The organism is Pseudomonas sp. CFBP 5748 (assembly GCF_053850495.1).
The window spans coordinates 474376-497470 of sequence record NZ_JBSPTN010000002.1 but is presented as its reverse complement, the minus strand read 5'-3'; the positions used below and the strand labels follow the sequence as shown (position 1 = coordinate 497470).

Sequence of the window (23095 nt, the reverse complement as noted above, 5' to 3'; positions counted from 1 at the left end):
GGTTAATGCCGGGTCCTTATCGGTTGGTGCCTGACCCATACATCGCCGCTGCAAAGGTCAAAGATGATGTTCCGGTGACCGGTGCTGCCCATGTCCTGGGCAATCAGGTCGAGGCGGTAGAGGGCAGCGATTTCCAGGGCCGCATTGACGTTCAGTCGCGCCACGTCGCCGTAGGGCACGTGGCGTTGCAGTTCGGGGAACATTTCGCCGCCGCCGAACAGCTTGAGTTGGTAGTCTTCGGGCTCAGTGTGATGGGCCTTTGCCTGGCGGACGAACAGCTCGATGGCTTCGTCGGCGTACATGCCATTGAGCGCCGTGGAGCAGCGCACCCGACTGGGCAACATGAAGTGGCACATGCCGCCGATCCGGCGCTCGGGGTGCCACAGCGTGATCGCCACGCAAGAACCGAGGATGGTGCGCAGCCGGGTTGGGCAGGTGGCGAAGCGAAACTCTCCCGGCGCCAGGTACATCTCGACCACTTCCCTCATCGCGGCGCTCATGGCTTGCGATAAATCGAGGGCGACACCAGTTTCAACGCATCGGACACGCCGTTGAGGCTTTCCGAATGGCTCACGATGAAATACCCGCCGGGCTTGAGCCGGGGGACCAATCGGGCGACCACTTTGCTTTTGGTGGGTTGGTCGAAATAGATCATCACGTTGCGCAGGAAAATCACATCGAATTCCCCCAGGTCCGGCAAGGTGTCGTTGAGGTTGACCTGGATGAAATTGACCCGGCTGCGCAACGCCCGGTCGATGAGGAACGTGCCTTGCTGGTTGCCGGTGCCCTTGAGGCAGTATTTCACCAACAGCGGATGGGGCAGGTTGCTGGCGCGTTCCATCGGATAATGCCCGGCGCGCGCCTTGGCCAGCACCTGGGTGCTGATGTCCGAACCGATGACTTCCCAGGGCGTGGTGCCCAGCCCTTCGGCCAGGGTCATGGCCAGGCTGTAGGGTTCTTCGCCCGATGAACTGGCCGCGCTCCACAGGCGAAAGGTCTTGCCCGGCGTTGCGTGGGGCAGCACATGCTGACGCAGGAAGTCGAAATGCTTGGGCTCGCGGAAAAAGTAGGTCTCGTTGGTGGTGAGCAGGTCCAGCGCCACCTGCAATTCATCGGTGCGCTGACCGCTCATGATCAGCTTGAAATACTCGCCGTAGTTCTCCAGTTCATAGTGCTTGAGCCGCTTGAACAAACGCCCGGCCACCAGGGCTTTCTTGGCCGAGGACAAGTTAATGCCCGCGGCCTGGTATAGCCAGGATTGAAACTGGCTGAACTCCCGATCACTGAGCGCCAGTGAACTCACCGTGCGTTCCTTGCAGCTCTCGGCGTTCATGGTGCGTCAACTTCCAGCGCAGGGCTGGTCTGGGCGAGTTGAGACATTTCGTCGATGGACAGCACACGGCCCACCTCCAGCACGATCACGAACTTACCGTCGACCTTGGCCATGCCGCTGATAAAGTCAGCGCGGATCTTCGCCCCGAAACTCGGTGGCGGTTCGATCTGCGACGCCGGAATCTCCAGCACCGCCGACACCGTGTCCACCAGCAGGCCGATGTCCTGAGCGTGTCCGTCCTCGGTGTTGGCCTCGATGATCACCACGCACGAACGCCGGGTGATCGCCGAATTCTGCCGGCCGAAACGCGCCGACAAATCCACCACCGGCACCACCGCGCCGCGCAGGTTAATCACCCCGCGCACGAAGGTCGGCATCATCGGCACCACGGTGAGGTTGCCGTACTCGATGATTTCCTTGATGCACAGAATGCCGATGGCAAACATCTCCGTGCCGAGCATAAACGTCAGGTATTGCGCTTCTTCCTCAACCGCAATGGCGGCGTGACGTGTGGTCGCGATGGCGCCCATGCCGTTATCTCCTTTTAGCGAGCCTGTGGGAACGAACCGTCAGAACCGGGTGAATTCGGATTCGTCCGGAGCGTTGGCCATGCTGTAGGCAAACGCCTTGGGCAATGCGGGCACGGGGGCTCGGACCGATTTGCGGCTGGACGAGCCGGGCGTGTTGTCCACCTTCAGGGGCTGGCTGGCCGATTTGGGCGGCGTGTCCAGGGTGAAGAAGCTCATGGCCTGTTGCAGCTGTTCGGCCTGGCTGCTCATCTCTTCGGCGGTGGCGGCCAGCTCTTCGCTGCTGGAGGCGTTCTGCTGGGTCACCTGGTTGAGCTGGGTCATGGCGGTGTTGATCTGCGCCACGCCGGCGGCCTGTTCTTCGGAAGCGGCGCTGATTTCCTGTACCAGGTCCGAGGTCTTGTTGATGGACGGCACCATCTCATTGAGCAAGTGCCCGGCCTTCTCGGCCATGTCGACGCTGCTGGAGGACAGCTCGCCGATTTCCTGGGCCGCCACCTGGCTGCGTTCCGCCAGTTTGCGCACTTCGGCGGCAACGACGGCGAAGCCTTTGCCGTGCTCCCCGGCGCGGGCCGCTTCGATAGCTGCGTTGAGTGCCAGCAGGTTGGTCTGGTAGGCAATGTCGTCGATGATGCTGATGCGCTGGGCGATTTTCTTCATCGCCACCACGGTTTGCTGCACCGATTCGCCGCCGTCGGTGGCTTCCTTGGCGGCCTTGCTGGCCATGCCGTCGGTGACCTTGGCGTTCTCGGTGTTCTGGTTGATGCTGGCGCTCATCTGTTCGATGGAGGCGCTGGTTTCCTCGACACTGGCCGCCTGTTCGCTGGTGGCCTGGCTCATCGATTGTGCGGTGGCACTGACTTGTTCCGAAGCACTGGCCAGATTGTCCGCCGCGTTGCGCACTTCACCGATGATATGCGACAGCTTGCCCACCATATTCTGCATGGCGTTGAGCACCATGCCGGTTTCGTCCTTGGAGCCGCCCTCGATTTTCGCGTTCAGGTTGCCTTCGGCCAATTGTTCGGCCACGGCTGCGGCCTGTTTCAGCGGACGGGAGATGATTCGCGAAATGAACAGCGCCAGGGCCAACCCCACCAGCAAGGCGGCAATCAGCACGACGATGATCGACAGACGCGCATTTTCGAACAGCGTCGTGCCGTGCTCGGCGGCCACGCTGGCCCCCGCATCGTTGAATTCGACCAGTTTTTGTAGATCGGTGGTCACCAGGTCGAAATGACGCTTGGACTCGCCCTTGAGCAGCGCATGGGCCTCGTCGGTGAGGTTTTGCCGGGACAGTGCGAACAGATCCTTGCTCACCGCCAAATAGGCCGCCCAATCATTACGAGCGGTCTCAAACAGTTGGCGGTCTTCGGCGCTGGAAAGCAGTTTTTCATAGGTCGCGAGACGGGTTTCGAAGCCTTTCTTGGCATCTTCCGCTTCTTGCTCGATGGCGACGCGTTCCTGTTCGGAATCGGCGGTAATGTGGCGGTTTTCCTTGAGGCGGTAGTTCGCCCCATAGAAACGCATCCCCGAGGCCGCACGCATGGAGGGCATCCAGTTTTCACGGATTTCCAAGGTGGTGCCGTTCACCTGACCCAGTTGGATGATCGAGAACACACCCATGACGGCGGTCAGGGCCAGCACCACAACAAATGATGTGATCAGTTTGGTGGCGATTCTAAGATCGTAGAACCATTTCATTGGGAAGTACCTCTCCATGGAGTTGCTAAAGCGTCAGCGAGCAGTGGCTTGTTGTAATGGGGTTGCGGTGTAGCGGGTTTCGATTTGTGCGATCTGGGTGAGCAGCGCGGGAACGTCGAGAATCAACGCCACGGCGCCGCTGCCCAGGATGGTCGAGCCGCTGATGCCGCGCAGGGCGCCGAACAGTTTGCCCAGGGGTTTGATGACGGTCTGGAATTCACCCAGCAAGTCATCCACCACCAGCCCTGCCTTGAGTTCGGCGTAGCGCACCACCACCACGTTCTGCCGGCGCGAGGCCGGGCCTTCGTGGCTGAAGTGATCACGCAGGTACACCAGGGGCAGCACTTCGCCGCGCAGGTCCAGGTAACCTTGTTCGCGGCTGGCGGTCCCAGCGTCTTCGCTCAGTTCGATGCATTCCTGGACCATGTCCAGGGGAATGACGTAGGTGGACTGGCCGATGCCCACCAGAAAACCATTGATGATCGCCAGGGTCAGCGGCAGGCGGATGCGCACCACGGTGCCCTTGCCCGGCTGGCTGTCCAGGTCGACGGTGCCGCGCAGCAGGGTAATGTTGCGCTTGACCACGTCCATGCCGACGCCACGCCCTGAAAGGCTGGTGACGGCCTGGGCGGTGGAAAAGCCGGGTTCGAAGATCAGGTTGTAGATTTCCTGGTCGGTCGGGCTCGCCCCGGCGGGCACCAGGCCACGTTCCTGGGCTTTTTCCAGGATCCGGTCGCGGTTCAGGCCGGCGCCATCGTCAGCGATTTCCAGCACAATGCTGCCTGAGTCGTGGTAGGCGTTGAGGTGCAGATGCCCCTTGACCGGCTTGCCGGCCGCCAGCCGTGCCTCGGCGGTTTCGATGCCGTGGTCCATGGCGTTGCGCAGCAGGTGCATGAGCGGATCGCCGATTTTCTCCACCACGGTCTTGTCCAGTTCGGTTTCCGCGCCGCTGATGATCAGGTCGATGTCCTTGCCCAGTTCCTGGCTGACGTCGCGCACCACCCGGCGGAACCGGTTGAAGGTTTCGCCGATGGGGATCATGCGCAGGCGCAGGGCGCCATCGAGGATTTCTTCCACCAGCCCGGACACCGTCGAAGTGGACTCCTGCAACGGATCGTTGTTGCAGGTGCGCGCCAGCAGGCTGGCACCGGCACTGGCGATGACCAGTTCCCCCACCAGGTTGATCAACTCGTCGAGCTTGTCAGCGTTGACCCGCACATAAGTGCCGTCCTTGGCTTTGTTGTCGCTCGTCACCGGTTGTTTGTCGACGGCTACCTGGGTGGACAGGCGCGGTGTCTTGCGCTGGTCCGGCAGCAACTCGCCCGTGGTGACCAGTGCTGTGCCGGCGTCGGGCTGCTCTTGTCCGGTGGTCACCAGACCGGTGTTCACCTGCGGCGCGAGGTCCTCCACGGCAACGATCTCGATCTGGCAGTCTTCACGCACGAAATCGAAGACTTCGTTAATTGCCCCGTGGCCGGCGGCCGAGCGAAACTCGATGTCGAAGCCCAGGTAGCAGGATTCGGCATCCCAGCATTCGGCCGAGGGCAACGTGTCGGTCAACGTATCGATGTGAGCGATTTCACCGAGGGTTTGCAGGTAGCGCAGGAACGACAGCGGGTCCATGCCGTTGCGGAATACGTCCGGGCCGAAGCGCAGGGAAATGTGCCAGAGGCGCGTTTCGCCAGGCTCGGCGGTTTTGGCTTCAGCCTCCGGTGTCGGGTCGGCGGCAGGCGAGGGCGCCTGGTATTCCTGCAGGATCTGGCACAGCTGCATTTCCCGTTCGAGGGCTGGTGGGGTCAGTGTCCCGCCCTGGTTGGCCACCACGTTGATCAATTCCAGCATGTGATCGCTGGACTTGAGCAACACGGCGATCAGGCCCGTGTCCACCTCGACGCTGCCGTCGCGCAGGCGATCGAGCACGTCTTCGACGATGTGAGTGAAGCTGACGATCGGTTCCAGGCCGAACAGCCCGGCCGAGCCCTTGATGGTGTGTGCGGCCCGGAAAATCGCGCCAACGGCGTCATCGTCGCCGGGGTCGGTTTCCAGTTGCAGCAGCGATTCTTCCATCGACTGCAACAACTCCCGTGCCTCGACGATGAACGTTTGTTGTGCCTGATCGAGATTGATGCTCACGCTCATATCCTTTGTCGTGTCGGGGCGGTGGTGCAGGTCGCTAGGCCTTCAGGTTGCACAGCTCCAGCGTTTCGGTAACGGCCTTGCTACGACCGGTCAATGTCAGTTGGGTACCGGCTTTCGGTGCCTCGCGCAGCGCCATCAACAGCAGTTGCAGGCCGGCGCCATCCATTTCGGTAATCTGCGACAGGTCCAGAGCCATGTGCGGCGTTTCTCCCAAGCGCGGCAGCCACTGCGCGGCCAGGTCGGCGGCGGTGTAGATCGTCAGCTCGCCGTCGATGTGAACCTGCGCGGTGTCATCGTGGGTTTCGTACAACAAGGGCATTGCAGCCTCCGGCCATCAAGGAAGAATCAACTTGGAAACCGCCGCCAGCATCTGCGCCGGCTGGAACGGCTTGACCACCCAGGCCTTGGCACCCGCCGCCTGGCCCTCTTGTTTCTTCGATTCCTGGGATTCGGTGGTGAGCATGATGATCGGCGTGAACTTGTAGCTGGCCAGTTTCTTGACCTCCTTGACGAAGGTGATGCCGTCCATGTTCGGCATGTTCACGTCGCTGATGATCAGGTGCACTTTCTGGCCATTGAGCTTGCCCAGTGCATCCTTGCCATCGCTGGCCTCGATCACGTCGTAGCCGGCACTTTTCAACGCGATGCCGACGACCTGCCGAACGCTCGCGGAGTCGTCGACAACCAATACACTCTTAGCCATGAAGGCTCTCCTAAAAGAAGGTTATTTCCTGTGAAACCTGTTGCGCGCCCGAGTCGCCGCGATGGTTGCGGCGTTGCTCGTCGGTGGCATAAGTGGTTTCCATGCGTGCCAGCCATTGGCGGGCATCGATGGTAACGGCCTGGTCCGGCGACTGACTGGCCTGCTGCATGTGCACATGCAGGTCCTCGATGTTGTCGCGTACGTGGCTGAGGATCTGGCTGACCCGATCCTGGAATTGCAGGCTGACCAGCACTTCGGTGAGTTCGTCACGAATGCCGAAACTCTCCTGTTGGAGCATGTCAGCCGATTCGGCCAGCCGTCCGGTGACGCTCTTGAATCGTTCCAGCACGTGCTGGATGCTGTCTTCGGAGCTGGTCACCGAGTGGCTGTCCTGGTCGGCGCCGCTGGAGGCGGCCTGGACCAGTTGGGTAATGGCGTTATTGATGATGTCGACCTTGGCCGACATCTGCTGGCCGGTCTCGCTGGACTTGCTCGACAGGCTGCGCACGGCGTCCGCCACCACCGCAAAACCGCGCCCGGCTTCACCCGCACGGGCGGCTTCGATGGCGGCGTTGAGTGCCAGCAGGTTGGTCTGGGCGGCAATCGCCGCGACATCGGCGGCCATGGTCCGCAGCTCGCCGGTGTAGGCCGTGAGGTTGCGCACCTGGGCCAGGGTTTCATCACGGCTGGCCTGGGTGGCCTTCAAGGAGTCGATCACCTGGACCAGTTCGCCTTCGCTCTGGGCCAGCACCTGCACGGCGCCGCCGCTGCTTTTGCCGGCCAGTTCACCGGCGGCCAGTTGCGAGGCTTGCACGGTTTCCTCCAGGCGCGAAGAAATGCCGGTGAAGCGGCTGGTGAGGGAGACAATCGCGGTTTCGGTCTGCTGCCGGGAGCTTTCCACCTGCTTGGCCCAGATCGGCATGGCCCCAAGGATGACTTCGTTGAGTTGCGCTTGGGTTTTATGGGAAAGACGTTCAGAGGCCTGCTCGTGCTGGGCAATGGCCGCTGCAACGGCGCTGTCGAGCTGACGACGCTGCGCACGTGCGCTCCACACGCCAGCACCAACGCCCAAAGCCAGGACCGTGACACTCAAACCGATGTTTTGCACACTGGGACCGTTGAGTGCCAGCACGCCGACGCTGGCGGCGATACCTGCGAGCACTGCGCTCCAAAGGATGCGTGGCTGGGGTTGGGAAGGGGAATGACCGGGTGAATACGACGTCATGGTTCGGTCCTTGAACAAATGTAGCTAACTGGTTATTTGCGAATAACTGGTTATCTGCGTCCTTTGCTCGGACTTGAAGACCAGTCGTCCGATATCACATAGCTATAGACATTCACCTACACAGCGCCTGGCACTGTGCTATCTCAGATTAGACGCAGTCTGCAAAATGTCGAGGGCACCCGACGAAGGTATGAGCCGCACTGAGTGCCCTATGTTGGACTAGGAATTGGGTAACCCGGTGGCGAGGATATCTGTGGGAGCAAGGCTTGCCCGCGATGAAGATGACGCTGTCGATCTGGAACCGAGTCGCCTGCTTCGCGGGCAAGCCTTGCTCCCACAGATAAATCCCCTCGCCACAGGTATGGATTGCGCTAAATTACCGGCACCTGAATTGTCGAACCTGCCATTACGAGCCCTCATGCCCACCCAGCCTCTCTGGAAAACCTATCTTCTGTTCCTGGTCCCCATGGTCCTGTCCAATTTCCTGCAGTCCATGTCCGGCACACTCAACAGCATCTACATCGGCCAGATGCTCGGCACCCAGGCATTGGCGGCGGTGTCGGGCATGTTTCCCATCGTGTTTTTCTTCATTGCCCTGGTCATCGGCCTGGGGGCGGGGGCAGGGGTATTGATCGGGCAAGCCTACGGCGCCGGGCAAACCGGTACGGTGAAAGCCATCGCCGGCTCGACATTGTTGTTGGGGGCGATTATCGGGCTGGTGGCGGCGGTGCTCGGCAGTGTCTTTGCGCGCCAGGCGTTGCAGGGGCTCGGCACGCCGGCCGATGTGCTGGAGGACGCCGTTTCCTATGCGCGGGTCATGATGTGGATCCTGCCGATGTTGCTGGTATTCGTGCTGTTCACTCAGCTGTTACGCGGGGTGAGCGATACGGTGTCACCGATGTTGGCGTTGCTGGTGTCCACCAGCGTCGGGCTGCTGCTCACGCCGGCGTTGATTCGCGGCTGGCTGGGGCTGCCACAGATGGGCATCCAGAGCGCGGCATTGGCGGGGTTGGTGGGGACGACGTCGGCGATGCTGATGCTGGCGTGGCGCCTGAACCGTCGCGAGCATGCCCTGGCGCCGGACCGCGCGTTGTTCGCGGCGATGCGCCTGGACATGGACATCCTCGGCAAAGTGCTGCGCATCGGCCTGCCCACGGGGCTGCAAATGGTGGTGATCTCGTTGTCGGAGCTGGTGATCCTGGCGCTGGTCAACGGCCACGGTTCCCAGGCCACGGCGGCCTACGGCGCGGTGACGCAGATCGTCAATTACGTGCAGTTCCCGGCGCTATCAATCGCCATCACCGCTTCGATCCTCGGCGCCCAGGCCATCGGTGCCGGACGCCTGGAACGCCTGGGACCGATCCTGCGCACGGGGCTGTTGATCAACCTCTGGCTCACCGGTGGGCTGGTGGTGTTGGGGTATCTGTTGTCCCACTGGCTGCTGGGCCTGTTCATCACCGATCCGGCGGCGCGGGTGCAGGCCGAGCACCTGCTGCACATCATGCTCTGGAGCCTGCTGGTGTTCGGCTTCCAGGCGATTGTCGGCGGCATCATGCGCGCCAGCGGCACGGTGCTGATGCCGGTGGCGATCTCGATTTTCTGTATCGTCGGCGTGCAGGTGCCCGCGGCGTATCTGCTGGACGCCCACTTCGGCTTGCAAGGGGTGTGGATGGCCTTTCCCGTGGCTTATCTGAGCATGCTGTTGTTGCAGACGCTGTATTACAAACGGGTCTGGCAGCATCAGCCGATTGAGCGGTTGGTGTAGATCACCGCTCTGCGACACAACACAGAACCCTAATGTGGGAGCGGGCTTGCTCGCGAAGGCGGTGGATCAGTCAATATTGATGTTGAATGAAACACCGCCTTCGCGAGCAAGCCCGCTCCCACAAGGGGGGCAGCGCTTGGCGATGTTACAGTGACCCCCATCCACCCTTCATCACCGAGGCCTCGATGCCAGCCAACCATTCCTACCGCGCCTTCCTCTTCGACATGGACGGCACACTGCTCAACTCCATCGCCGCCGCCGAGCGCATCTGGACACGCTGGGCCATGCGTCATGGCGTGGACGTGGCGACGTTCCTGCCGACGATTCATGGCGTGCGCGCCATCGACACCATTGCCCGTCAGCATCTGCCGGGGGTGGATGCCCAGGCTGAGTCCGAGCAGATTACCCGGGAGGAAATCGAAGACGTCGAAGGGGTGGTGCAGGTGCCCGGTGCGCTGGCGTTTCTGAAAAGCCTGCCGCCCACGCAATGGGCAATTGTCACCTCGGCGCCGATGGCATTGGCGTTGCGGCGCATGGAAGCGGCGGGGATACCGCGCCCCGGGGTGATGGTCACCGCCGAGGACGTAAGCGACGGCAAGCCCAACCCAGCCTGCTATCGCTTGGCCGCCGAGCGTTTGCAAGTAACACCCCAGGAGTGCCTGGTCTTCGAAGACGCCGACGCGGGAATCAAGGCCGGCGAAGCGGCGGGAGCGGATGTAAGGGTGGTGACGGCGACCCATATGCACCCGGTGGACACCCACCATCCGCTGATCAAGGATTACCGTGGGCTTGCTGTTGAGGTGAATGAAGCCGGCCTGATGCGGATTCTGTAACCACAAAAATCCCCTGTGAGAGCGGACTTGCTCGCGATAGCGGTGGGTCAGCTTGCATTCATGTTGAATGTGCCAATGCCATCGCGGGCAAGCCTTGCTCCCACAGGGGGGAGTGGAGATTTTGAAGGTCAGGTCACCACGCGATAGCACGGTACATACGCCGCGCCGCCCGGCAGTTTCATGCGGTGTTGGGCGACGAAGGCCTGGAGCAGGCGGTCGAGGGGTTCCATGATCGCGGCGTCGCCGTGGATTTCGTACGGGCCGCGCTCCTCGATCAGGCGGATGCCCTTGTCCTTGACGTTACCCGCCACGATCCCGGAGAACGCCCGGCGCAGGTTGGCGGCCAGTTCGTGGGCGGGCAGGTCGCGGCGCAGGCCCAGGCTGGCCATGTTCGCGTGGGTCGGGTCGAACGGACGCTGGAAGCCTTCGTCGATTTTCAGCAACCAGTTGAAGTGGAAGGCGTCGTTACGCTCACGGCGGAACTGCTTGACCTCCTTGAGCCCCTGGGTCATTTGCCGCGCCACTTCGGCCGGGTCATCGATGATGATCTGGTAGTGCTTCTGCGCTTCCTCGCCCAGGGTCGCACCGACGAACGCGTGCAACTGATCGAGGTACGGCGCAGCGCTTTTCGGCCCGGTAAGCACCACCGGGAAGGGCAGGTCCTGGTTGGCCGGGTGCATCAGGATGCCCAGCAGGTAGAGGAACTCCTCCGCGGTACCGGCACCGCCCGGGAAGATGATGATGCCGTGGCCGACGCGTACGAAGGCTTCCAGCCGTTTCTCGATGTCCGGCAGGATCACCAGCTCATTGACGATCGGGTTCGGCGCTTCGGCGGCGATGATGCCCGGCTCCGTCAGGCCCAGGTAACGGCCGCCATGGATCCGCTGCTTGGCGTGGGCAATGGTGGCGCCTTTCATCGGGCCTTTCATCACGCCCGGGCCGCAACCGGTGCAGATGTCCAGGCTGCGCAGGCCCAGTTCGTGGCCGACTTTCTTGGTGTATTTGTATTCTTCGGTGTTGATCGAGTGACCGCCCCAGCACACGACGATCTTCGGCTCCACGCCAGGGCGCAAGGTGCGGGCGTTGCGCAGCAGGTGGAACACGTAGTCGCTGATACCCTGGGACGAGCTCAGGTCAATGCGCTGGCTGTCCAGCTCGTTCTCGGTGTAGACGATGTCGCGCAGGGCGCTGAACAGCATCTCGCGGGTGCTGGCGATCATTTCGCCGTCGACAAAAGCATCGGCCGGCGCGTTCAGCAGCTCCAGGCGTACGCCGCGGTCCTGCTGGTGAATGCGGATCTCGAAGTCCTTGTAGGCTTCCAGGATGGTCTTGGCGTTATCAACATGGGCGCCGGTATTGAGGATGGCCAGGGCGCACTGGCGGAAGAGGGTATAGATACTGCCGGAACCGGCTTCGCTCAGTTGCTGGACTTCGCGCTGGGACAGGGTCTCCAGGCTGCCCTTGGGGCTTACCGAGGCGTTGATTACATGTCTTTGATTCATTCAGCTTTCCTTGAAAACGATGCCGCACACACTAAGGCGACATCTTGAAAAAAACGTCCACGCAGAAAGATCGCACGATCCTTGCGGTATCGCCATGGACTTTGATCCGGATCCTTCGGTTCGGTTGCAGCACAAAATGAGCCCCAGCATAGCTAAATCGGCCGGGGAGGCGATAATGCGTGACTCTTTTTATGCCGTACAAGGAAATTGCACCGCGATGTTCGAGATCAAACCGTGGGATGCCGGCACCTACCGACAGCAGACCCGCCGCAGCACCCTCATCGTCGCCGTGACGTTCCTGGCCCTGGCGATGCTGCTGTCGAGTCTGGCGGTGATGTTGTTCGGCACGCCGGGAGGCGATAACTTTCGCTTCAATCTCGGCGGGGTGATTGTCGCGGTGCTGGCGATGGTTGCGCTGATGCGTTTGTACTTCTGGTCGCAGCCATGGATGGCCGCAGCGGTGTACGGCTGGCAGCTCAAGCGCAGCCTGATGAAAATCACCAACGTGATGCACCAGGTGACAGCCGGCGTGCAGGCCCAGGACCCCACCGCGATGAGGCTGCTGCGCTTCTATCACCTGGGGCTGGCCCAGATGCATCAACTGGACGCCAACTCCAGCGCCCAGGGCTCACTGACCCGCGAGGCCGACGAACACTTGGCGAAGATGCAGGCACTGAACCTGGACACCGAGCAGTCGCGCCTGGACCCGGCCTGGATCGAAACGGTGAAACAGGCCTATATCGAGCGCTGATTGAGCGGCCCAACACTCGCAGTTAATTGACGGTGCTGAACGACTGCGAGCCGCCGGACACCTGCATTACCGCTAGGGTCTTGCCCAGGGGAACAAAGGTTGAAGAAGCAAATGTGGGGCGCAGCAGCGCTACGCCCCAACGGCCTGGAGGGTTACGATTTTCTGCCGCCGCCTTGGTTGCGGTCGTTACCTTTGTTACCGGCTCCAGTGCCTTTTTGCCGGTCGTTGGCAACGTTGCCGCCTGACGCTTGTCCGCCTTTCTTGCCGGCTTCAGATGCTTTGTCGCGATCATTTGCGAAGTTGCCTGGGTTTTTGTTTCCGCTACTGGCCATTTCGAGAATCCTCTTCTTGGTTGAGCGAGCAACGAGCCTCGCATTATTTGGGAAAGAAAATAGCCGCTGGAAGTTTAATAAAAACGGCTTGCTCGCGACGAATGGTCAGCGGCCCCCGGTCTTCACTTCTAATCCTCGCCGCCGCTGACTTTCCAATGCGTGGCATCCGCCGGAAAAACCACCTGCTCGACCCGGTGCGCGATGCCGAAGGCCAGGGAGTTTTCCGCCGGAATGACCCGTTCCTCGGCGCACAGGCATTTGAAGATATCCAGCTGGGTCGCGGCGCCGGCGGTTTCCTTGACGTAGATTTCCACGTACCGCGCCACGTCGTTATCCAGGCTGGACAGGTATTCGCGCAAGCGGGAGTGGTCTACCGATTTCTGGCCGAAATACCAGTTCATCGGGTGGATCAGAAACCGCGAGTGGGGCGTGGTGGTGCGGTCGCTGGCGGCCAGGTACATGACGATGCCCATCGATTCGATATTTCCGGCATTCACGGCGCGCACGGGCACGGGAAGGGACTTGATGAAGGTGTAGAGGGTGAAACCGAAGTTGGTACTGCCGCCCACTGTCGAGAGGTTGAGCATCAACGAGTCGGCGCCTTTCTCGATGGCTTCCAGGCAATTGTCGCGGAAGCGTTCCGTGGTGCCCTGGTCGATCTGGCAGTGAAAATGGACAATGTGTTCGGACATCTGAAACTCCTGTCGACTTTATCCGTTGACGTGTCTGCGCTCGGGGGGCCGTACAGCTGGGAGTCCAGCGCTCTGCGGATGTTCCTCCTGCGTGGTTCGCTGTTCGTGAACCCGTCAAGCCGATTGCTTCTGCTCGCAGGCCTCGGCGGCTTGGGTCATGCGCTGCAAAAACATCGTCAGCCCGGCTTCTTCCGCGCTGAGGCCTTTGCGTACCCGGGGTTTAGGCAATTCCCTCAGGGTCCCGAGCAGGAAACCCTCGACCACCGCAGGATGAATGTAGCACTTGCGACAGACGCTCGGCGTGTTGCCCAGTTGCCTGGACACCTGCCTGACCATCTCGGTGACGTGTTTCTTCGCCTCGGTCTCGGTTTCCCAGTGCAGCGCCCGCAACCCGGCCAGCGCCGCTGCGCTGCCGGCCCATGTGCGGTAATCCTTGGCCGTGAAATCAGCGCCAGTGAGGGTCTTGAGGTAGGCGTTGATGTCCGATGAACTGATGGAGTGGCGCTCACCATCCTCGTCCAGGTACTGGAACAGATTCTGCCCGGGTATCTCCTGGCAACGTTTGATGACTCGCGCCAAGCGCCGGTCTTTTACGGTGATCTGGTGTTCGACGCCGCTCTTGCCACGGAACTGGAAGGCGATGGCACTGCCGTTGACCTCGACATGCCGGGTGCGCAAGGTGGTCAGGCCGTAGGAGCGATTGTCCCGGGCGTACTGGGTATTGCCGACCCGGATCAGGGTCTTGTCCAGCAAGGTAATGACCGTGGCCATGACCTTGTCGCGGCTGAAGCCAGGTGTGGCGAGGATTTCTTCCAGGCGTTTGCGCAAGCGGGGCAGGGTGTGTCCGAATTCGAGCATGCGCGAATACTTGTCCGCGTCGCGCACCTCACGCCAGCGCGCATGGTAACGGTATTGCTTGCGCCCTCGGGCATCGCGACCGGTGGCCTGGAGATGGCCGCGCGGGTCGGTGCAGATCCACACCTCGGTGTAGGCCGGCGGCACCGCCAGGGCGTTGATGCGCTGGATTTCGGCGGCGTCGGTAATGCGCTGGCCCTGCGGGTCGAAATAACAGAACTTGCCCCGCAGTTTTTTACGGGTGATGCCGGGGGCGGTGTCGTCGACGTAATGCAAATCGGCCGGCAGTGCATCCGGCGGCAGGGTGTCGGGCATGAAAAAGTCCTTGGCGGCGAATCCGATGGCCTATGGATTCATTGACCGCAGCCCGTTGCGGTCGTGCCAAGTTTCTGAGGTCTCAGGTAGACCACCGAACCTGTGGGAGCGGGCTTGCTCGCGAAGGCGTCGGCACATCCAACATTGACGGTGCCTGACCCACCGCTTTCGCGAGCAAGCCCGCTCCCACAAGGGATTTGTGTGCGGCTGCCCTACGCCAACACCGCCACCGCCTTGATCTGCGCCCACAACAACTGCCCCGGATGCAGTTTCAACTGGTCGCGGGAATAGCGGGTGATACGCGCCAACAGCGGTGTTCCGGCCGCGTCCAGGCGGATCAGGACATGGGCAGCATTGTCGGCGGCCAGTTCGCTGACCACCGTCACCGGCAGGCGGTTGAGAATGCTGGTCTGGGCATCGTTCGCCAGGCTGAGGCTGACGTCCCGGGCCTGGACTTTGAAGCGCAATGGCTGCCCGAGGGCGAGTGCCGTATGGGCCACGCGCATGTTCAACTGGCTGCCGGGCAGTGTCAGGGTCAGCAGTTGATAGGTGGGGTCATAGCCACTGACTTTGCCCTGGACCACCACCCCTGCGTCATCTCCCAGGGCCAGTGGCAGATCGAGTCGGGCCAGGGTCTCGCCAATCGGCCCGCTGGCCAGTGCGCGACCGCCGTCCAGCAAGACGATATGGTCGGCCAGGCGCGCCACCTCGTCCTGGGAATGACTGACATACAGCACCGGGATGTCCAGTTCATCATGGAGGCGTTGCAGGTACGGCAGGATTTCGTTTTTGCGCCGGCTATCGAGGGCCGCCAGCGGCTCGTCCATCAGCAACAGTCGCGGGCTGGTCAGCAAGGCCCGGGCGATGCCCACCCGTTGGCGTTCGCCGCCGGACAGGTGGTCTGGCTGTCGATCGAGCAAGTGACCGATGCCCAGCAGTTCGGTCGCCTGGGTCATGTCCACACGCCGTTGCGCCGGTGCAATGCGCTTGAGGCCGAACGCCAGGTTGCCCCGCACTGACAGGTGGGCGAACAGGCTCGCCTCCTGGAACACATACCCGACCGGCCGCTTATGGGGCGGTAGGAACACGCCGCCCTCAGTGTCCTGCCACACGTGGCCATTGACCTCGATAAAACCACGGGTCGGCCGCGCAAGCCCGGCGATGCAGCGCAGGCAGGTGGTCTTGCCGGAACCGGACGGGCCATAGAGCGCGGTCACACCCCGGCCCGGCAGTTGCACATCCAGGTCCAGGGAAAAATCCCCGTGGTCGAGTTGTAAACGTGCCTGGATCATCGGTCAGCTCCAGCCTGCGCGGGTTTTGCGGCTGGAGTACAGCGCCAGCAGCACCAGGAAGGAGAACACCAGCATTGCCGCTGCCAGCCAGTGGGCCTGGGCGTATTCCAGGGCTTCGACGTGGTCGTAGATCTGCACCGACACCACCCGGGTCTTTTCGGGGATGTTGCCGCCGATCATCAACACCACGCCGAACTCGCCGACGGTGTGGGCGAAGCCGAGAATCGCGGCGGTGATGAACCCGGGGCGAGCCAGGGGCAGGATGACGCTGAAGAAGGTATCCCACGGACCGGCCCGCAGAGTGGCGGCGACTTCCAGGGGGCGGCTGCCGATCGCGGCAAAAGCGTTCTGTAACGGCTGCACCACAAACGGCATGGAATAGATCACCGAGCCGATTACCAGCCCGGTGAAACTGAAGGTGAGGGTGCCCAGCCCGAGAGCCTGGGTGAACTGGCCAATCCAGCCATTCGGCCCTAGGGCCAATAGCAGGTAAAAGCCGATCACTGTGGGCGGCAGCACTAACGGCAGCGCCACCACCGCACCCACCGGCCCGCGCAACCAGGATTGGCTGCGCGACAGCCACAGGGCGATTGGCGTTCCGATAAGCAGCAGGATCACCGTGGTCAGCGACGCCAGTTTCAGGGTCAGCCAGATCGCTGCGAAGTCGGCACTGGTTAGCGGCATTTAACGTTGATAACCGTAGGCTTGGATGATGGCGGCGGCTTTCGGGCCCTTGAGGTAGTCCATCAGCGCTACGGCGGCAGGGTTGTCCTGGCCTTTGCTGAGAATCACCGCGTCCTGTTTGATCGGGTCATGCAGTTGGGCCGGGACGATCCACGCCGAGCCACTGGTCACTTTGCCGTCCTTGTAAATCTGCGACAAGGCCACGAAGCCCAGTTCGGCGTTGCCGGTGGAGACGAACTGATAGGCCTGGGTGATGTTCTGGCCTTCGACGAGCTTGCTTTTGACCTGGGCGGTCACGCCCAGCTTGTCCAGCACTTGAGTCGCGGCCAGGCCATAGGGCGCGGCTTTCGGGTTGGCGATGGACAGGTGCTGGAAGCCGTTGTCCTTGAGCACCTGGCCCTTGCCGTCGACATAACCGTCCTTGGCCGACCACAGCGCCAGTGTGCCGATGGCGTAGGTGAAGCGTGAGCCCTTGACGGTGTTGCCTTCGCTCTCGAGCCGGGCCGGGGTGGTGTCGTCGGCGGCGAGGAAAACCTCGAACGGCGCGCCGTTCTTGATCTGGGTGTAGAACTGCCCGGTGGCGCCGTAAGCCGCCACCAATTTGTGGCCGGTGTCTTTTTCGAAATCGGCGGCGATGGCCTGGAGCGGCGCGGTGAAATTGGCGGCAACCGCCACCTGCACCTCATCGGCCTGGACGGCGCCAACGGTAAACAGCGTGGTCAGTAGCAACGGCGCGAAGCGGGTGAGGGGCATGGTAGGGATCCGTAGGGTCAGGTCGCTGTATACGGAAATATATAGCGAATGGCCGATAAACGGAACGTGGCATTTTGTCGGGGATCAACAACAGGAAAGGTGAGAGGGCCGCCGCCATGGCGGCCTGACAGGCGGTGACGACCGTCAGGACCGACCACGGCTGTTCAGTTGGGCCAGCGCCTCCTCGGCCAGTTGTCGGGTCAACTCGGCGCTCGACAACTCGCGCCCCAGGGGGAATGCCTGGCCGGCCCAGAGGTTGCTGAAGTCCGCTTCATCCTTGGCCCGCAGCGGCATCAACGCGCCGCCGGCCAAGGGAAAAGCTGGCGCCATCGGGCTCATCGGGCCCACTTCGCGCATCACCCGGTTGACGATGCCCCGGGCCGGGCGGCCGGTGAACAGGTTGGTGACAGCCGTCTGGCTTTCCTTCGCCGTGCGCAGCGCCCGGTGATGGGACGCGCTGATCTTGGCCTCAGGGGTGAACAGATAAGCGCTGCCCAGTTGCGCCGCTGAGGCGCCAAGGGCGAACGCCGCGACGATCCCCCGTGCATCGCCGATGCCGCCGGTCGCGATCACCGGCACCTTCACCGCATCCACCACCTGCGGCAGCAAGGCGAACAGGCCGACCTGGGTGTTGAGGTCGTCACTGAGAAACATCCCGCGATGGCCGCCGGCTTCATAGCCCATGGCAATGATTGCATCGCAACCGTGCTGTTCCAGCCAGATGGCTTCCTCCACGGTGGTGGCCGAAGAGAGGATTTTCGCCCCGGTGGCTTTCACCCGATCCAGCAAGGATTTTTCCGGCAGGCCAAAGTGGAAACTGACCACTTTTGGACGCATCTCTTCCAGCACACGGCAGGCGGCATCATCGAACGGCGTGCGGTTGGACACCGGGGTCGGCGCGGCGAAATCGGCGCCCAGTTCCTCGTAGTAAGGTTTGAGCCGTTGCTTCCAGGCCTCGGCCCGCTGTTCATCGAACACGGGCGGCTGGTGACAGAAAAAATTCACACTGAACGGTTTGTCGGTCTGTTCGCGGATCGCCGTCAGCGCCTGGCGCAGTTGCTCGACATCCAGCATCGCCGCCGGCATCGAACCCAGCCCGCCGGCATTGCAAGTGGCAACCACCATGGCCGGCCCCGTCACCCCAGCCAGCGGCCCCTGGATAATGGGCTGCTCGATTCCGAGCAGGTCAAGAATGCGAGTGTCTGGCCACTGGCTCATGGGCGGGTCTCCGACGGCAGAAGGAAACCGTGTTTTTAGCAGGTGTACCCCGGCCAGGGCCAGTCGAGTTTTTCAATGGCGCACCGTAACTTGATCCCCACGGCGGGAGGGTTACCATGCAGGCCTCACTTTTCAAGGAGCCTGACTCATGGACGTAAAACTCAAGACCGTCGAACCCTTCACCGTCGCCGGCTTGCAGGTGCACACCCGCAACACCGACGAGCAGCAACCCGACACTGCAAGGATCGGTCCGATGTGGCAGCGGTTCTTCACCGAAGGACTGTTCGACAAAATCCCGGCCCGGCAGTCGGAGTCGTTCGTCTACGGCGTGTATTCCAATTATGAGTCCGACGCCACCGGCTACTTTGATGTGACCGCCGGCGTGCAGGTGGATGCGACGAGCGCAGGCTACCCCGCCGTGGACATCGAAGGCGGGGATTACCTGGTGTTTTCGGCCAAGGGTCCGATGCCCGATTGTGTGATCCAGACCTGGGGCCTGATCTGGGCGTACTTCGCCGATAACCCGCAAACCCTGCGCCGTTTCACCAGCGATTTCGAGGTCTACAGCGGCCCCGATTCGGTGGCGATTTACATCGGTGTTCAGTCCGCGGACGAGCGTTCCAGCGCCAGCAACTGACGCTTGCGCTCCACGCCCCAGCGATAGCCCGACAGGGCGCCGTCGCTGCGCACCACCCGGTGGCAGGGAATCGCCACCGCCAGGCTGTTGGCGCCGCAGGCTTGTGCCACGGCGCGCACGGCCTTGGGCAGGCCGATGCGCTGGGCGATCTCGGCGTAGCTGGCGGTGCTGCCCGCTGGAATGTCCCGCAAAGCCTGCCAGACCCGTTCCTGGAACGCCGTGCCGCGCAGGTCCAAGGGCAGGTCGAGGCCCAGGGCCGGTGCTTCGATAAAGCCCACCACCTGGGCGATCAACTGCTCGAACTCGCGGTCGGCGCCGATCAGGTTGGCCCGACGGAACTTGTCTTGCAGGTCCCGCACCAGCACGTCCGGGTCGTCTCCCAGCAGGATCGCGCACACGCCACGCTCGCTTTGTGCCACCAGGATCGCCCCGAGGGAGCATTGGCCGACGGCGAAACGGATGTCGGTGTTCTGCCCCTTGGCGCGGTAGTCGGCGGGTTTCATGCCGAGGACTTTGTCGGCGGCTTCATAAAAACGGCTGTTGGAATTGAAACCGGCGTCGTACAGCGCGTCAGTGATCGTCCCGCCATCGGCCAGGCGTTCGCGGACCCTGCGCGAGCGGTGGGCGGCGGCATAGCCCTTGGGAGTCAGGCCGGTGATCGCCTTGAAGACCCGATGAAAATGGAAAGGACTCAAGCCGGCGCTTTGCGCCAGTTCATTCAAGCCCGGCAGTTCTTCGGCGGCTTCGATCTGCCGGCAGGCGGCCGCGACCCGGGCTGCTTGTTGGGCGGCGACCTGGGTCTGGTCCCTGGCCACGCGTTTGCTGGGGCGATAGCCCGCCGCCTGGGCCTGTTCCGGGGTATCGAAGAATTCAACGTTACGCGGGTTGGGCAGGCGCGACAGGCTGCTGGGGTGGCAGTAGATGCCGGTGGTTTTTACGCCATAGACGAATTGCCCATCGGCGCGTGGATCCCGGGCGAGCACGGCGGCCCAGCGCGGATCCAGTTCAGGGGCGAGATTGTTCGAAGTGCTGTTCATGGTCGTTATGTCCATTGGCCCGTTTTACCTACAGTAGCGAGCCTGCGAGGTGGCAACACTCCGGGTCTTGCGGTTGAATTCTGCACCTTCACCCGGCGGTGCGAAACGTCAGGTTGATCCGCTGGCCGCCCAGGCGCGGGTGCTGTCCTTCCTTGAGCGGCAGTACACCGTGGTAGCGCAAGCGGTCGACGCCGCCCCAGACCACGATGTCGCCATAGAACAACGGGATGCGCAGGCTTTTGTCGCTGCGCTCGAAACCGCCGAACTGAAACACCGCCGGCAGGCCCAGGGACATCGAGACGATGGGGGCGTTGAGGCTGCGTTCGTTCTTGTCCTGATGCAGCGACATCCGCGCGCCGGGTACGTAGCGGTTGATCAGGCAGGCATCGGGCTCGAAGTGCTCGAACTGCGCCTGCCGGGCGGCGGCCTGTGCCAGTTCGCGGAACACCACGGGCATGTCGGGCCAGGGTTTACCAGTCTGTGGGTCATGGGCGGTGTAGCGATAGCCACTGCGGTCAGTGGTCCAGCCCAGCGCACCGCAACTGCTCAACGCCACCGACATGGTAAAGCCGCCGGGCGTGACCATTTGCCGGAACGGCGCGGCCTGCAGGACGGCTTCCAGCGCCGGCAGAAGCCGGTCGAGCCAGGGCAGGGCGAACCCGCGCAGCACGAAGGATTGCTGGCCGATCCGTTCGACCTGGCCGGGCGTCGTCGGTGTCTCGTCGGCGAACAGGTCCAGGGTGATCGGGTGGTCGTTATTGCGCATCATGAAAGATGATTCCCAAGGTGTGTCGCCTGCCGCCGTGTACGCGGCTGACGCCATGGCGCATGTTCACCCGATAATAACCGCGAACGCCTTTGACCGGCCGTTGGTGCACGGCAAATACCACGGCGTCGCCCTGTTTCAGATCGATGACCTGTGGTCGCGACTGCATGCGCGGGCGTTGTTCGGTGAGGACAAACTCGCCGCCGGTAAAATCCTCGCCAGGTTCCGCCAGCAGGATCGCCACCTGCAACGGGAACACCTGCTCGCCGTACAGATCCTGGTGCAGGCAGTTGTAATCCTGCGGGCCGTATTGCAGTAACAGCGGAGTCGGACGCGATTGCCCGGCGGCATGACAGCGCTGAATAAAGTCGGCGTGCTCGTCGGGGTAGCGTACTTCGACGCCCATGCATTCGTTCCAGCGATTGGCCAGCGGCACCAGCAGCGGATACAGCGACTGACGCAGTTGCTGGACGATATCGGGTAGCGGATAGCGAAAATACTGATATTCGCCACGCCCGAATCCGTGGCGCGCCATGATTACCCGCGAACGAAACAGCCCGGGCTCGGCGTACAAACCGCTGAGCATCCGGCATTGGGTGGCCGAGAGCAGGTTGCGGATGATCGCGCTGCCGTCCTGATCGAGGTTTTGCTCCAGGGCAGGCCAGTCCAGATTGTCCATGGCGTGGTTCAGCGAGGGTGTTTGCAGGATAGCGGACATGATCACAAACCTTGGTAGAAAGGATTGCTCAGTCTGGCGAGTGCCCCGACGATCGGCACTCCGAGGCTTGCGGTCAATATTTTATCCGGTGCGCCAAGAGGGGGGGCTGGATCCCTATGCCAGCCGATAAACCACCTACCCTGTGGCGAGGGGATAAATCCCCTCGCCACAAAAAATCAATCAGGGCGAGCCTTTACAGCGCCTTGCTGACACTGACGTCGCTGATGACATCATCGGTCTGGCCGTGCAACGCCTGCAGCGCTGCCCTGGCTTCTTCCTCGGTGCCGGTTTGCAGTTGCGCGAACTCGAAACGGCGTTCGCCGTTGAGCTTGTACTTGATGACGTATTTGGTCGTCTGGGCCACGGTTTTGCCTTTCTTGAAGGGGCGATGCTCAGCTCAGTTTCGAGCTGGAACGCCGGATGATCTTGATCTTGTGGGTCAGGGTCGGCTTGCGCGTAACACTGATTGCACGGCGGTTGACGGTGTCGATGGTGATATTCCAGAAACCGGTGCTTGGTGCGGTGATCCTGGCCGGGAACGTATCGAACGCGCCGCCGTGATAAGTGTGCCGGCCGCCGTTCTTGAAACTGCGGAAGTTGGCGTCGTTCATCAAACGGATGTTGCACATTTGGGAGCATTCGATGACGACGATGTCGTCTTCGTTCAGGTGCTCGCGCTGGTGGATGAATTTCATGGGCGCCTCCAGAAGGGCTTTTTCTACAAAATCAAAACGATAGCAAGGGGCAATGATGCGCAGTTTATCAGCCCCGAGTGTTAATATCCGGCCCGCGCTCCAGGCTTTGATCATTTATCGCAGGAAGCGGGATAAAAAAAAGCGGTGCGGCCCCGGAGAAAAACGGCGTCTGCACTGTCGGAGGGTCTTTAATGGAGGAATCATATGAAGCGCAGCGTGTGGGTGTTGGCATTGGCAATGAGTGGATGTGCATCGGTATCGGACATCAACCAGACGCCGCCCACCATGAGCGTCATCTCCGGAAAGAAGCCCCATGAATATGCCAAGTGCGTGTCCGACAAGCTGGCCAGCAGCCGTGGCCCGCTGCAAATGGAACCGCACAAGAACGGCGTGCGGTTGATTGTGCCGGGCAAACTGTCGGCCCTGCCGGCGGCGGTGTTCGACATTGACGAGCGCTCCAGTGGCAGCAGCATCAAGCTGCACGAAAGCCTATCCAATGTGCCGGTGCGCCCAGGCGATGTGCAGGATGCCGCCAACGCCTGCATTTCCGGCTGAGCGCGACCTGACGAGCGGGCCGGGCATCGGATAAACTATTGCCCTCGACAAAAAATGCCGCCACGGT

25 protein-coding genes and 1 pseudogene are annotated in these 23095 nt (G+C 62.0%); 5 read left to right on the top strand and 21 right to left on the bottom strand.

What is annotated here, in order from left to right:
• Positions 1-2: 2 nt before the first annotated feature.
• The 8 genes and pseudogenes from cheD to ACWNZ1_RS06815 all read right to left on the bottom strand — a co-directional run.
• On the bottom strand, positions 3-500 hold the full coding sequence (gene cheD, locus ACWNZ1_RS06850) for a chemoreceptor glutamine deamidase CheD (protein WP_456027508.1): 498 nt from the start codon (positions 498-500) through the stop codon (positions 3-5).
• Entirely contained in the window at positions 497-1333 is an 837-nt protein-coding gene (locus tag ACWNZ1_RS06845) for a CheR family methyltransferase (RefSeq protein WP_456027507.1), read from the bottom strand. Before ACWNZ1_RS06845 ends, cheD begins: the two co-directional genes overlap by 4 nt.
• Entirely contained in the window at positions 1330-1863 is a 534-nt protein-coding gene (locus tag ACWNZ1_RS06840; protein WP_135844898.1) for a chemotaxis protein CheW, read from the bottom strand. Before ACWNZ1_RS06840 ends, ACWNZ1_RS06845 begins: the two co-directional genes overlap by 4 nt.
• A gap of 39 nt (positions 1864-1902) precedes the next feature.
• Complete coding sequence (locus tag ACWNZ1_RS06835; protein WP_135844899.1) at positions 1903-3561, bottom strand: methyl-accepting chemotaxis protein; 1659 nt, start codon at positions 3559-3561, stop codon at positions 1903-1905.
• 33 nt (positions 3562-3594) lie between these two features.
• Positions 3595-5694: a chemotaxis protein CheA gene (locus ACWNZ1_RS06830; protein ID WP_256452641.1), complete on the bottom strand. Its 2100-nt coding sequence runs from the start codon at positions 5692-5694 to the stop codon at positions 3595-3597.
• Positions 5695-5734: 40 nt separating this feature from the next.
• The gene (locus tag ACWNZ1_RS06825) at positions 5735-6019 is read right to left on the bottom strand and encodes an STAS domain-containing protein (RefSeq protein ID WP_135844901.1); all 285 of its coding nucleotides are present in this window, start codon (positions 6017-6019) and stop codon (positions 5735-5737) included.
• A gap of 15 nt (positions 6020-6034) precedes the next feature.
• Entirely contained in the window at positions 6035-6403 is a 369-nt protein-coding gene (locus ACWNZ1_RS06820) for a response regulator (protein ID WP_003203044.1), read from the bottom strand.
• Between the two features lie 10 nt (positions 6404-6413).
• Positions 6414-7358, bottom strand: a pseudogene (locus tag ACWNZ1_RS06815) (methyl-accepting chemotaxis protein); the annotation flags it as partial.
• A 688-nt stretch (positions 7359-8046) separates the two neighbouring features.
• Between ACWNZ1_RS06815 and ACWNZ1_RS06810 the strand changes: the two are divergent.
• Positions 8047-9393, top strand: a complete 1347-nt coding sequence (locus tag ACWNZ1_RS06810) for an MATE family efflux transporter (protein ID WP_256452643.1) — start codon at positions 8047-8049, stop codon at positions 9391-9393.
• Between the two features lie 185 nt (positions 9394-9578).
• Complete coding sequence (locus ACWNZ1_RS06805; RefSeq protein WP_135844904.1) at positions 9579-10226, top strand: HAD family hydrolase; 648 nt, start codon at positions 9579-9581, stop codon at positions 10224-10226.
• 128 nt (positions 10227-10354) lie between these two features.
• On the opposite strand, the gene ppnN is transcribed toward ACWNZ1_RS06805, so the two are convergent.
• Positions 10355-11728, bottom strand: coding sequence for a nucleotide 5'-monophosphate nucleosidase PpnN (gene ppnN, locus ACWNZ1_RS06800; RefSeq protein WP_135844905.1), 1374 nt, complete (start codon positions 11726-11728; stop codon positions 10355-10357).
• A gap of 217 nt (positions 11729-11945) precedes the next feature.
• Here ppnN and ACWNZ1_RS06795 point away from each other — a divergent pair, with 217 nt between their 5' ends.
• Entirely contained in the window at positions 11946-12479 is a 534-nt protein-coding gene (locus ACWNZ1_RS06795; protein ID WP_135844906.1) for a DUF3087 family protein, read from the top strand.
• 152 nt (positions 12480-12631) lie between these two features.
• Here the strand turns inward: ACWNZ1_RS06795 and ACWNZ1_RS06790 are convergent, their stop codons facing one another.
• From ACWNZ1_RS06790 to ACWNZ1_RS06760, 7 genes are all read right to left on the bottom strand, one after another.
• Entirely contained in the window at positions 12632-12811 is a 180-nt protein-coding gene (locus ACWNZ1_RS06790; RefSeq protein ID WP_135844908.1) for a con-10 family general stress protein, read from the bottom strand.
• Between the two features lie 128 nt (positions 12812-12939).
• Positions 12940-13503, bottom strand: a complete 564-nt coding sequence (locus ACWNZ1_RS06785) for an ATP-dependent Clp protease proteolytic subunit (RefSeq protein ID WP_135844909.1) — start codon at positions 13501-13503, stop codon at positions 12940-12942.
• 114 nt (positions 13504-13617) lie between these two features.
• On the bottom strand, positions 13618-14673 hold the full coding sequence (locus ACWNZ1_RS06780; RefSeq protein WP_256452644.1) for a DNA topoisomerase IB: 1056 nt from the start codon (positions 14671-14673) through the stop codon (positions 13618-13620).
• 212 nt (positions 14674-14885) lie between these two features.
• Entirely contained in the window at positions 14886-15965 is a 1080-nt protein-coding gene (gene modC, locus ACWNZ1_RS06775) for a molybdenum ABC transporter ATP-binding protein (protein WP_256452645.1), read from the bottom strand.
• Positions 15966-15968: 3 nt separating this feature from the next.
• Positions 15969-16649, bottom strand: coding sequence for a molybdate ABC transporter permease subunit (modB, locus tag ACWNZ1_RS06770; protein ID WP_256452646.1), 681 nt, complete (start codon positions 16647-16649; stop codon positions 15969-15971).
• Entirely contained in the window at positions 16650-17402 is a 753-nt protein-coding gene (gene modA / locus ACWNZ1_RS06765) for a molybdate ABC transporter substrate-binding protein (protein ID WP_135844913.1), read from the bottom strand. It abuts the gene before it with no gap.
• A gap of 144 nt (positions 17403-17546) precedes the next feature.
• Positions 17547-18620, bottom strand: coding sequence for an NAD(P)H-dependent flavin oxidoreductase (locus tag ACWNZ1_RS06760; protein WP_135844914.1), 1074 nt, complete (start codon positions 18618-18620; stop codon positions 17547-17549).
• A gap of 148 nt (positions 18621-18768) precedes the next feature.
• Here ACWNZ1_RS06760 and ACWNZ1_RS06755 point away from each other — a divergent pair, with 148 nt between their 5' ends.
• Positions 18769-19257 carry a GyrI-like domain-containing protein gene (locus ACWNZ1_RS06755; RefSeq protein WP_256452647.1) on the top strand — a complete coding sequence of 163 codons (489 nt, stop codon included), beginning with the start codon at positions 18769-18771 and terminating at the stop codon, positions 19255-19257.
• On the opposite strand, the gene ada is transcribed toward ACWNZ1_RS06755, so the two are convergent.
• The 5 genes from ada to ACWNZ1_RS06730 form a co-directional block, all read right to left on the bottom strand.
• Positions 19221-20294, bottom strand: coding sequence for a bifunctional DNA-binding transcriptional regulator/O6-methylguanine-DNA methyltransferase Ada (ada, locus tag ACWNZ1_RS06750; protein WP_135844916.1), 1074 nt, complete (start codon positions 20292-20294; stop codon positions 19221-19223). The genes ACWNZ1_RS06755 and ada overlap by 37 nt on opposite strands.
• Before the next feature lie 88 nt (positions 20295-20382).
• Entirely contained in the window at positions 20383-21063 is a 681-nt protein-coding gene (gene alkB, locus ACWNZ1_RS06745) for a DNA oxidative demethylase AlkB (protein WP_456027506.1), read from the bottom strand.
• Complete coding sequence (locus ACWNZ1_RS06740) at positions 21050-21778, bottom strand: 2OG-Fe(II) oxygenase (protein WP_135844918.1); 729 nt, start codon at positions 21776-21778, stop codon at positions 21050-21052. Before ACWNZ1_RS06740 ends, alkB begins: the two co-directional genes overlap by 14 nt.
• A 193-nt stretch (positions 21779-21971) precedes the next feature.
• Positions 21972-22142 (bottom strand): hypothetical protein, encoded by a 171-nt coding sequence (locus ACWNZ1_RS06735; protein ID WP_178084248.1) that lies wholly within the window; start codon positions 22140-22142, stop codon positions 21972-21974.
• 28 nt (positions 22143-22170) lie between these two features.
• The gene (locus ACWNZ1_RS06730) at positions 22171-22473 is read right to left on the bottom strand and encodes a DUF1883 domain-containing protein (protein WP_003182962.1); all 303 of its coding nucleotides are present in this window, start codon (positions 22471-22473) and stop codon (positions 22171-22173) included.
• 204 nt (positions 22474-22677) lie between these two features.
• Between ACWNZ1_RS06730 and ACWNZ1_RS06725 the strand changes: the two genes are divergently transcribed.
• A complete protein-coding gene (locus ACWNZ1_RS06725; protein ID WP_135844919.1) occupies positions 22678-23028 on the top strand; it encodes a hypothetical protein in 351 nt (116 codons plus the stop codon).
• Positions 23029-23095: the final 67 nt, after the last annotated feature.

Excerpts from the sequence above, each read along its gene's own strand:
- cheD (WP_456027508.1), bottom strand. The coding sequence starts at position 500 with ATGAGCGCCGCGATGAGGGAAGTGGTCGAGATGTACCTGGCGCCGGGA.
- ACWNZ1_RS06845 (WP_456027507.1), bottom strand. The coding sequence starts at position 1,333 with ATGAACGCCGAGAGCTGCAAGGAACGCACGGTGAGTTCACTGGCGCTC.
- ACWNZ1_RS06840 (WP_135844898.1), bottom strand. The coding sequence starts at position 1,863 with ATGGGCGCCATCGCGACCACACGTCACGCCGCCATTGCGGTTGAGGAA.
- ACWNZ1_RS06835 (WP_135844899.1), bottom strand. The coding sequence starts at position 3,561 with ATGAAATGGTTCTACGATCTTAGAATCGCCACCAAACTGATCACATCA.
- ACWNZ1_RS06825 (WP_135844901.1), bottom strand. The coding sequence starts at position 6,019 with ATGCCCTTGTTGTACGAAACCCACGATGACACCGCGCAGGTTCACATC.
- ACWNZ1_RS06820 (WP_003203044.1), bottom strand. The coding sequence starts at position 6,403 with ATGGCTAAGAGTGTATTGGTTGTCGACGACTCCGCGAGCGTTCGGCAG.
- ACWNZ1_RS06810 (WP_256452643.1), top strand. The coding sequence starts at position 8,047 with ATGCCCACCCAGCCTCTCTGGAAAACCTATCTTCTGTTCCTGGTCCCC.
- ACWNZ1_RS06805 (WP_135844904.1), top strand. The coding sequence starts at position 9,579 with ATGCCAGCCAACCATTCCTACCGCGCCTTCCTCTTCGACATGGACGGC.
- ppnN (WP_135844905.1), bottom strand. The coding sequence starts at position 11,728 with ATGAATCAAAGACATGTAATCAACGCCTCGGTAAGCCCCAAGGGCAGC.
- ACWNZ1_RS06795 (WP_135844906.1), top strand. The coding sequence starts at position 11,946 with ATGTTCGAGATCAAACCGTGGGATGCCGGCACCTACCGACAGCAGACC.
- ACWNZ1_RS06790 (WP_135844908.1), bottom strand. The coding sequence starts at position 12,811 with ATGGCCAGTAGCGGAAACAAAAACCCAGGCAACTTCGCAAATGATCGC.
- ACWNZ1_RS06785 (WP_135844909.1), bottom strand. The coding sequence starts at position 13,503 with ATGTCCGAACACATTGTCCATTTTCACTGCCAGATCGACCAGGGCACC.
- ACWNZ1_RS06780 (WP_256452644.1), bottom strand. The coding sequence starts at position 14,673 with ATGCCCGACACCCTGCCGCCGGATGCACTGCCGGCCGATTTGCATTAC.
- modC (WP_256452645.1), bottom strand. The coding sequence starts at position 15,965 with ATGATCCAGGCACGTTTACAACTCGACCACGGGGATTTTTCCCTGGAC.
- modB (WP_256452646.1), bottom strand. The coding sequence starts at position 16,649 with ATGCCGCTAACCAGTGCCGACTTCGCAGCGATCTGGCTGACCCTGAAA.
- modA (WP_135844913.1), bottom strand. The coding sequence starts at position 17,402 with ATGCCCCTCACCCGCTTCGCGCCGTTGCTACTGACCACGCTGTTTACC.
- ACWNZ1_RS06760 (WP_135844914.1), bottom strand. The coding sequence starts at position 18,620 with ATGAGCCAGTGGCCAGACACTCGCATTCTTGACCTGCTCGGAATCGAG.
- ACWNZ1_RS06755 (WP_256452647.1), top strand. The coding sequence starts at position 18,769 with ATGGACGTAAAACTCAAGACCGTCGAACCCTTCACCGTCGCCGGCTTG.
- ada (WP_135844916.1), bottom strand. The coding sequence starts at position 20,294 with ATGAACAGCACTTCGAACAATCTCGCCCCTGAACTGGATCCGCGCTGG.
- alkB (WP_456027506.1), bottom strand. The coding sequence starts at position 21,063 with ATGATGCGCAATAACGACCACCCGATCACCCTGGACCTGTTCGCCGAC.
- ACWNZ1_RS06740 (WP_135844918.1), bottom strand. The coding sequence starts at position 21,778 with ATGTCCGCTATCCTGCAAACACCCTCGCTGAACCACGCCATGGACAAT.
- ACWNZ1_RS06730 (WP_003182962.1), bottom strand. The coding sequence starts at position 22,473 with ATGAAATTCATCCACCAGCGCGAGCACCTGAACGAAGACGACATCGTC.
- ACWNZ1_RS06725 (WP_135844919.1), top strand. The coding sequence starts at position 22,678 with ATGAAGCGCAGCGTGTGGGTGTTGGCATTGGCAATGAGTGGATGTGCA.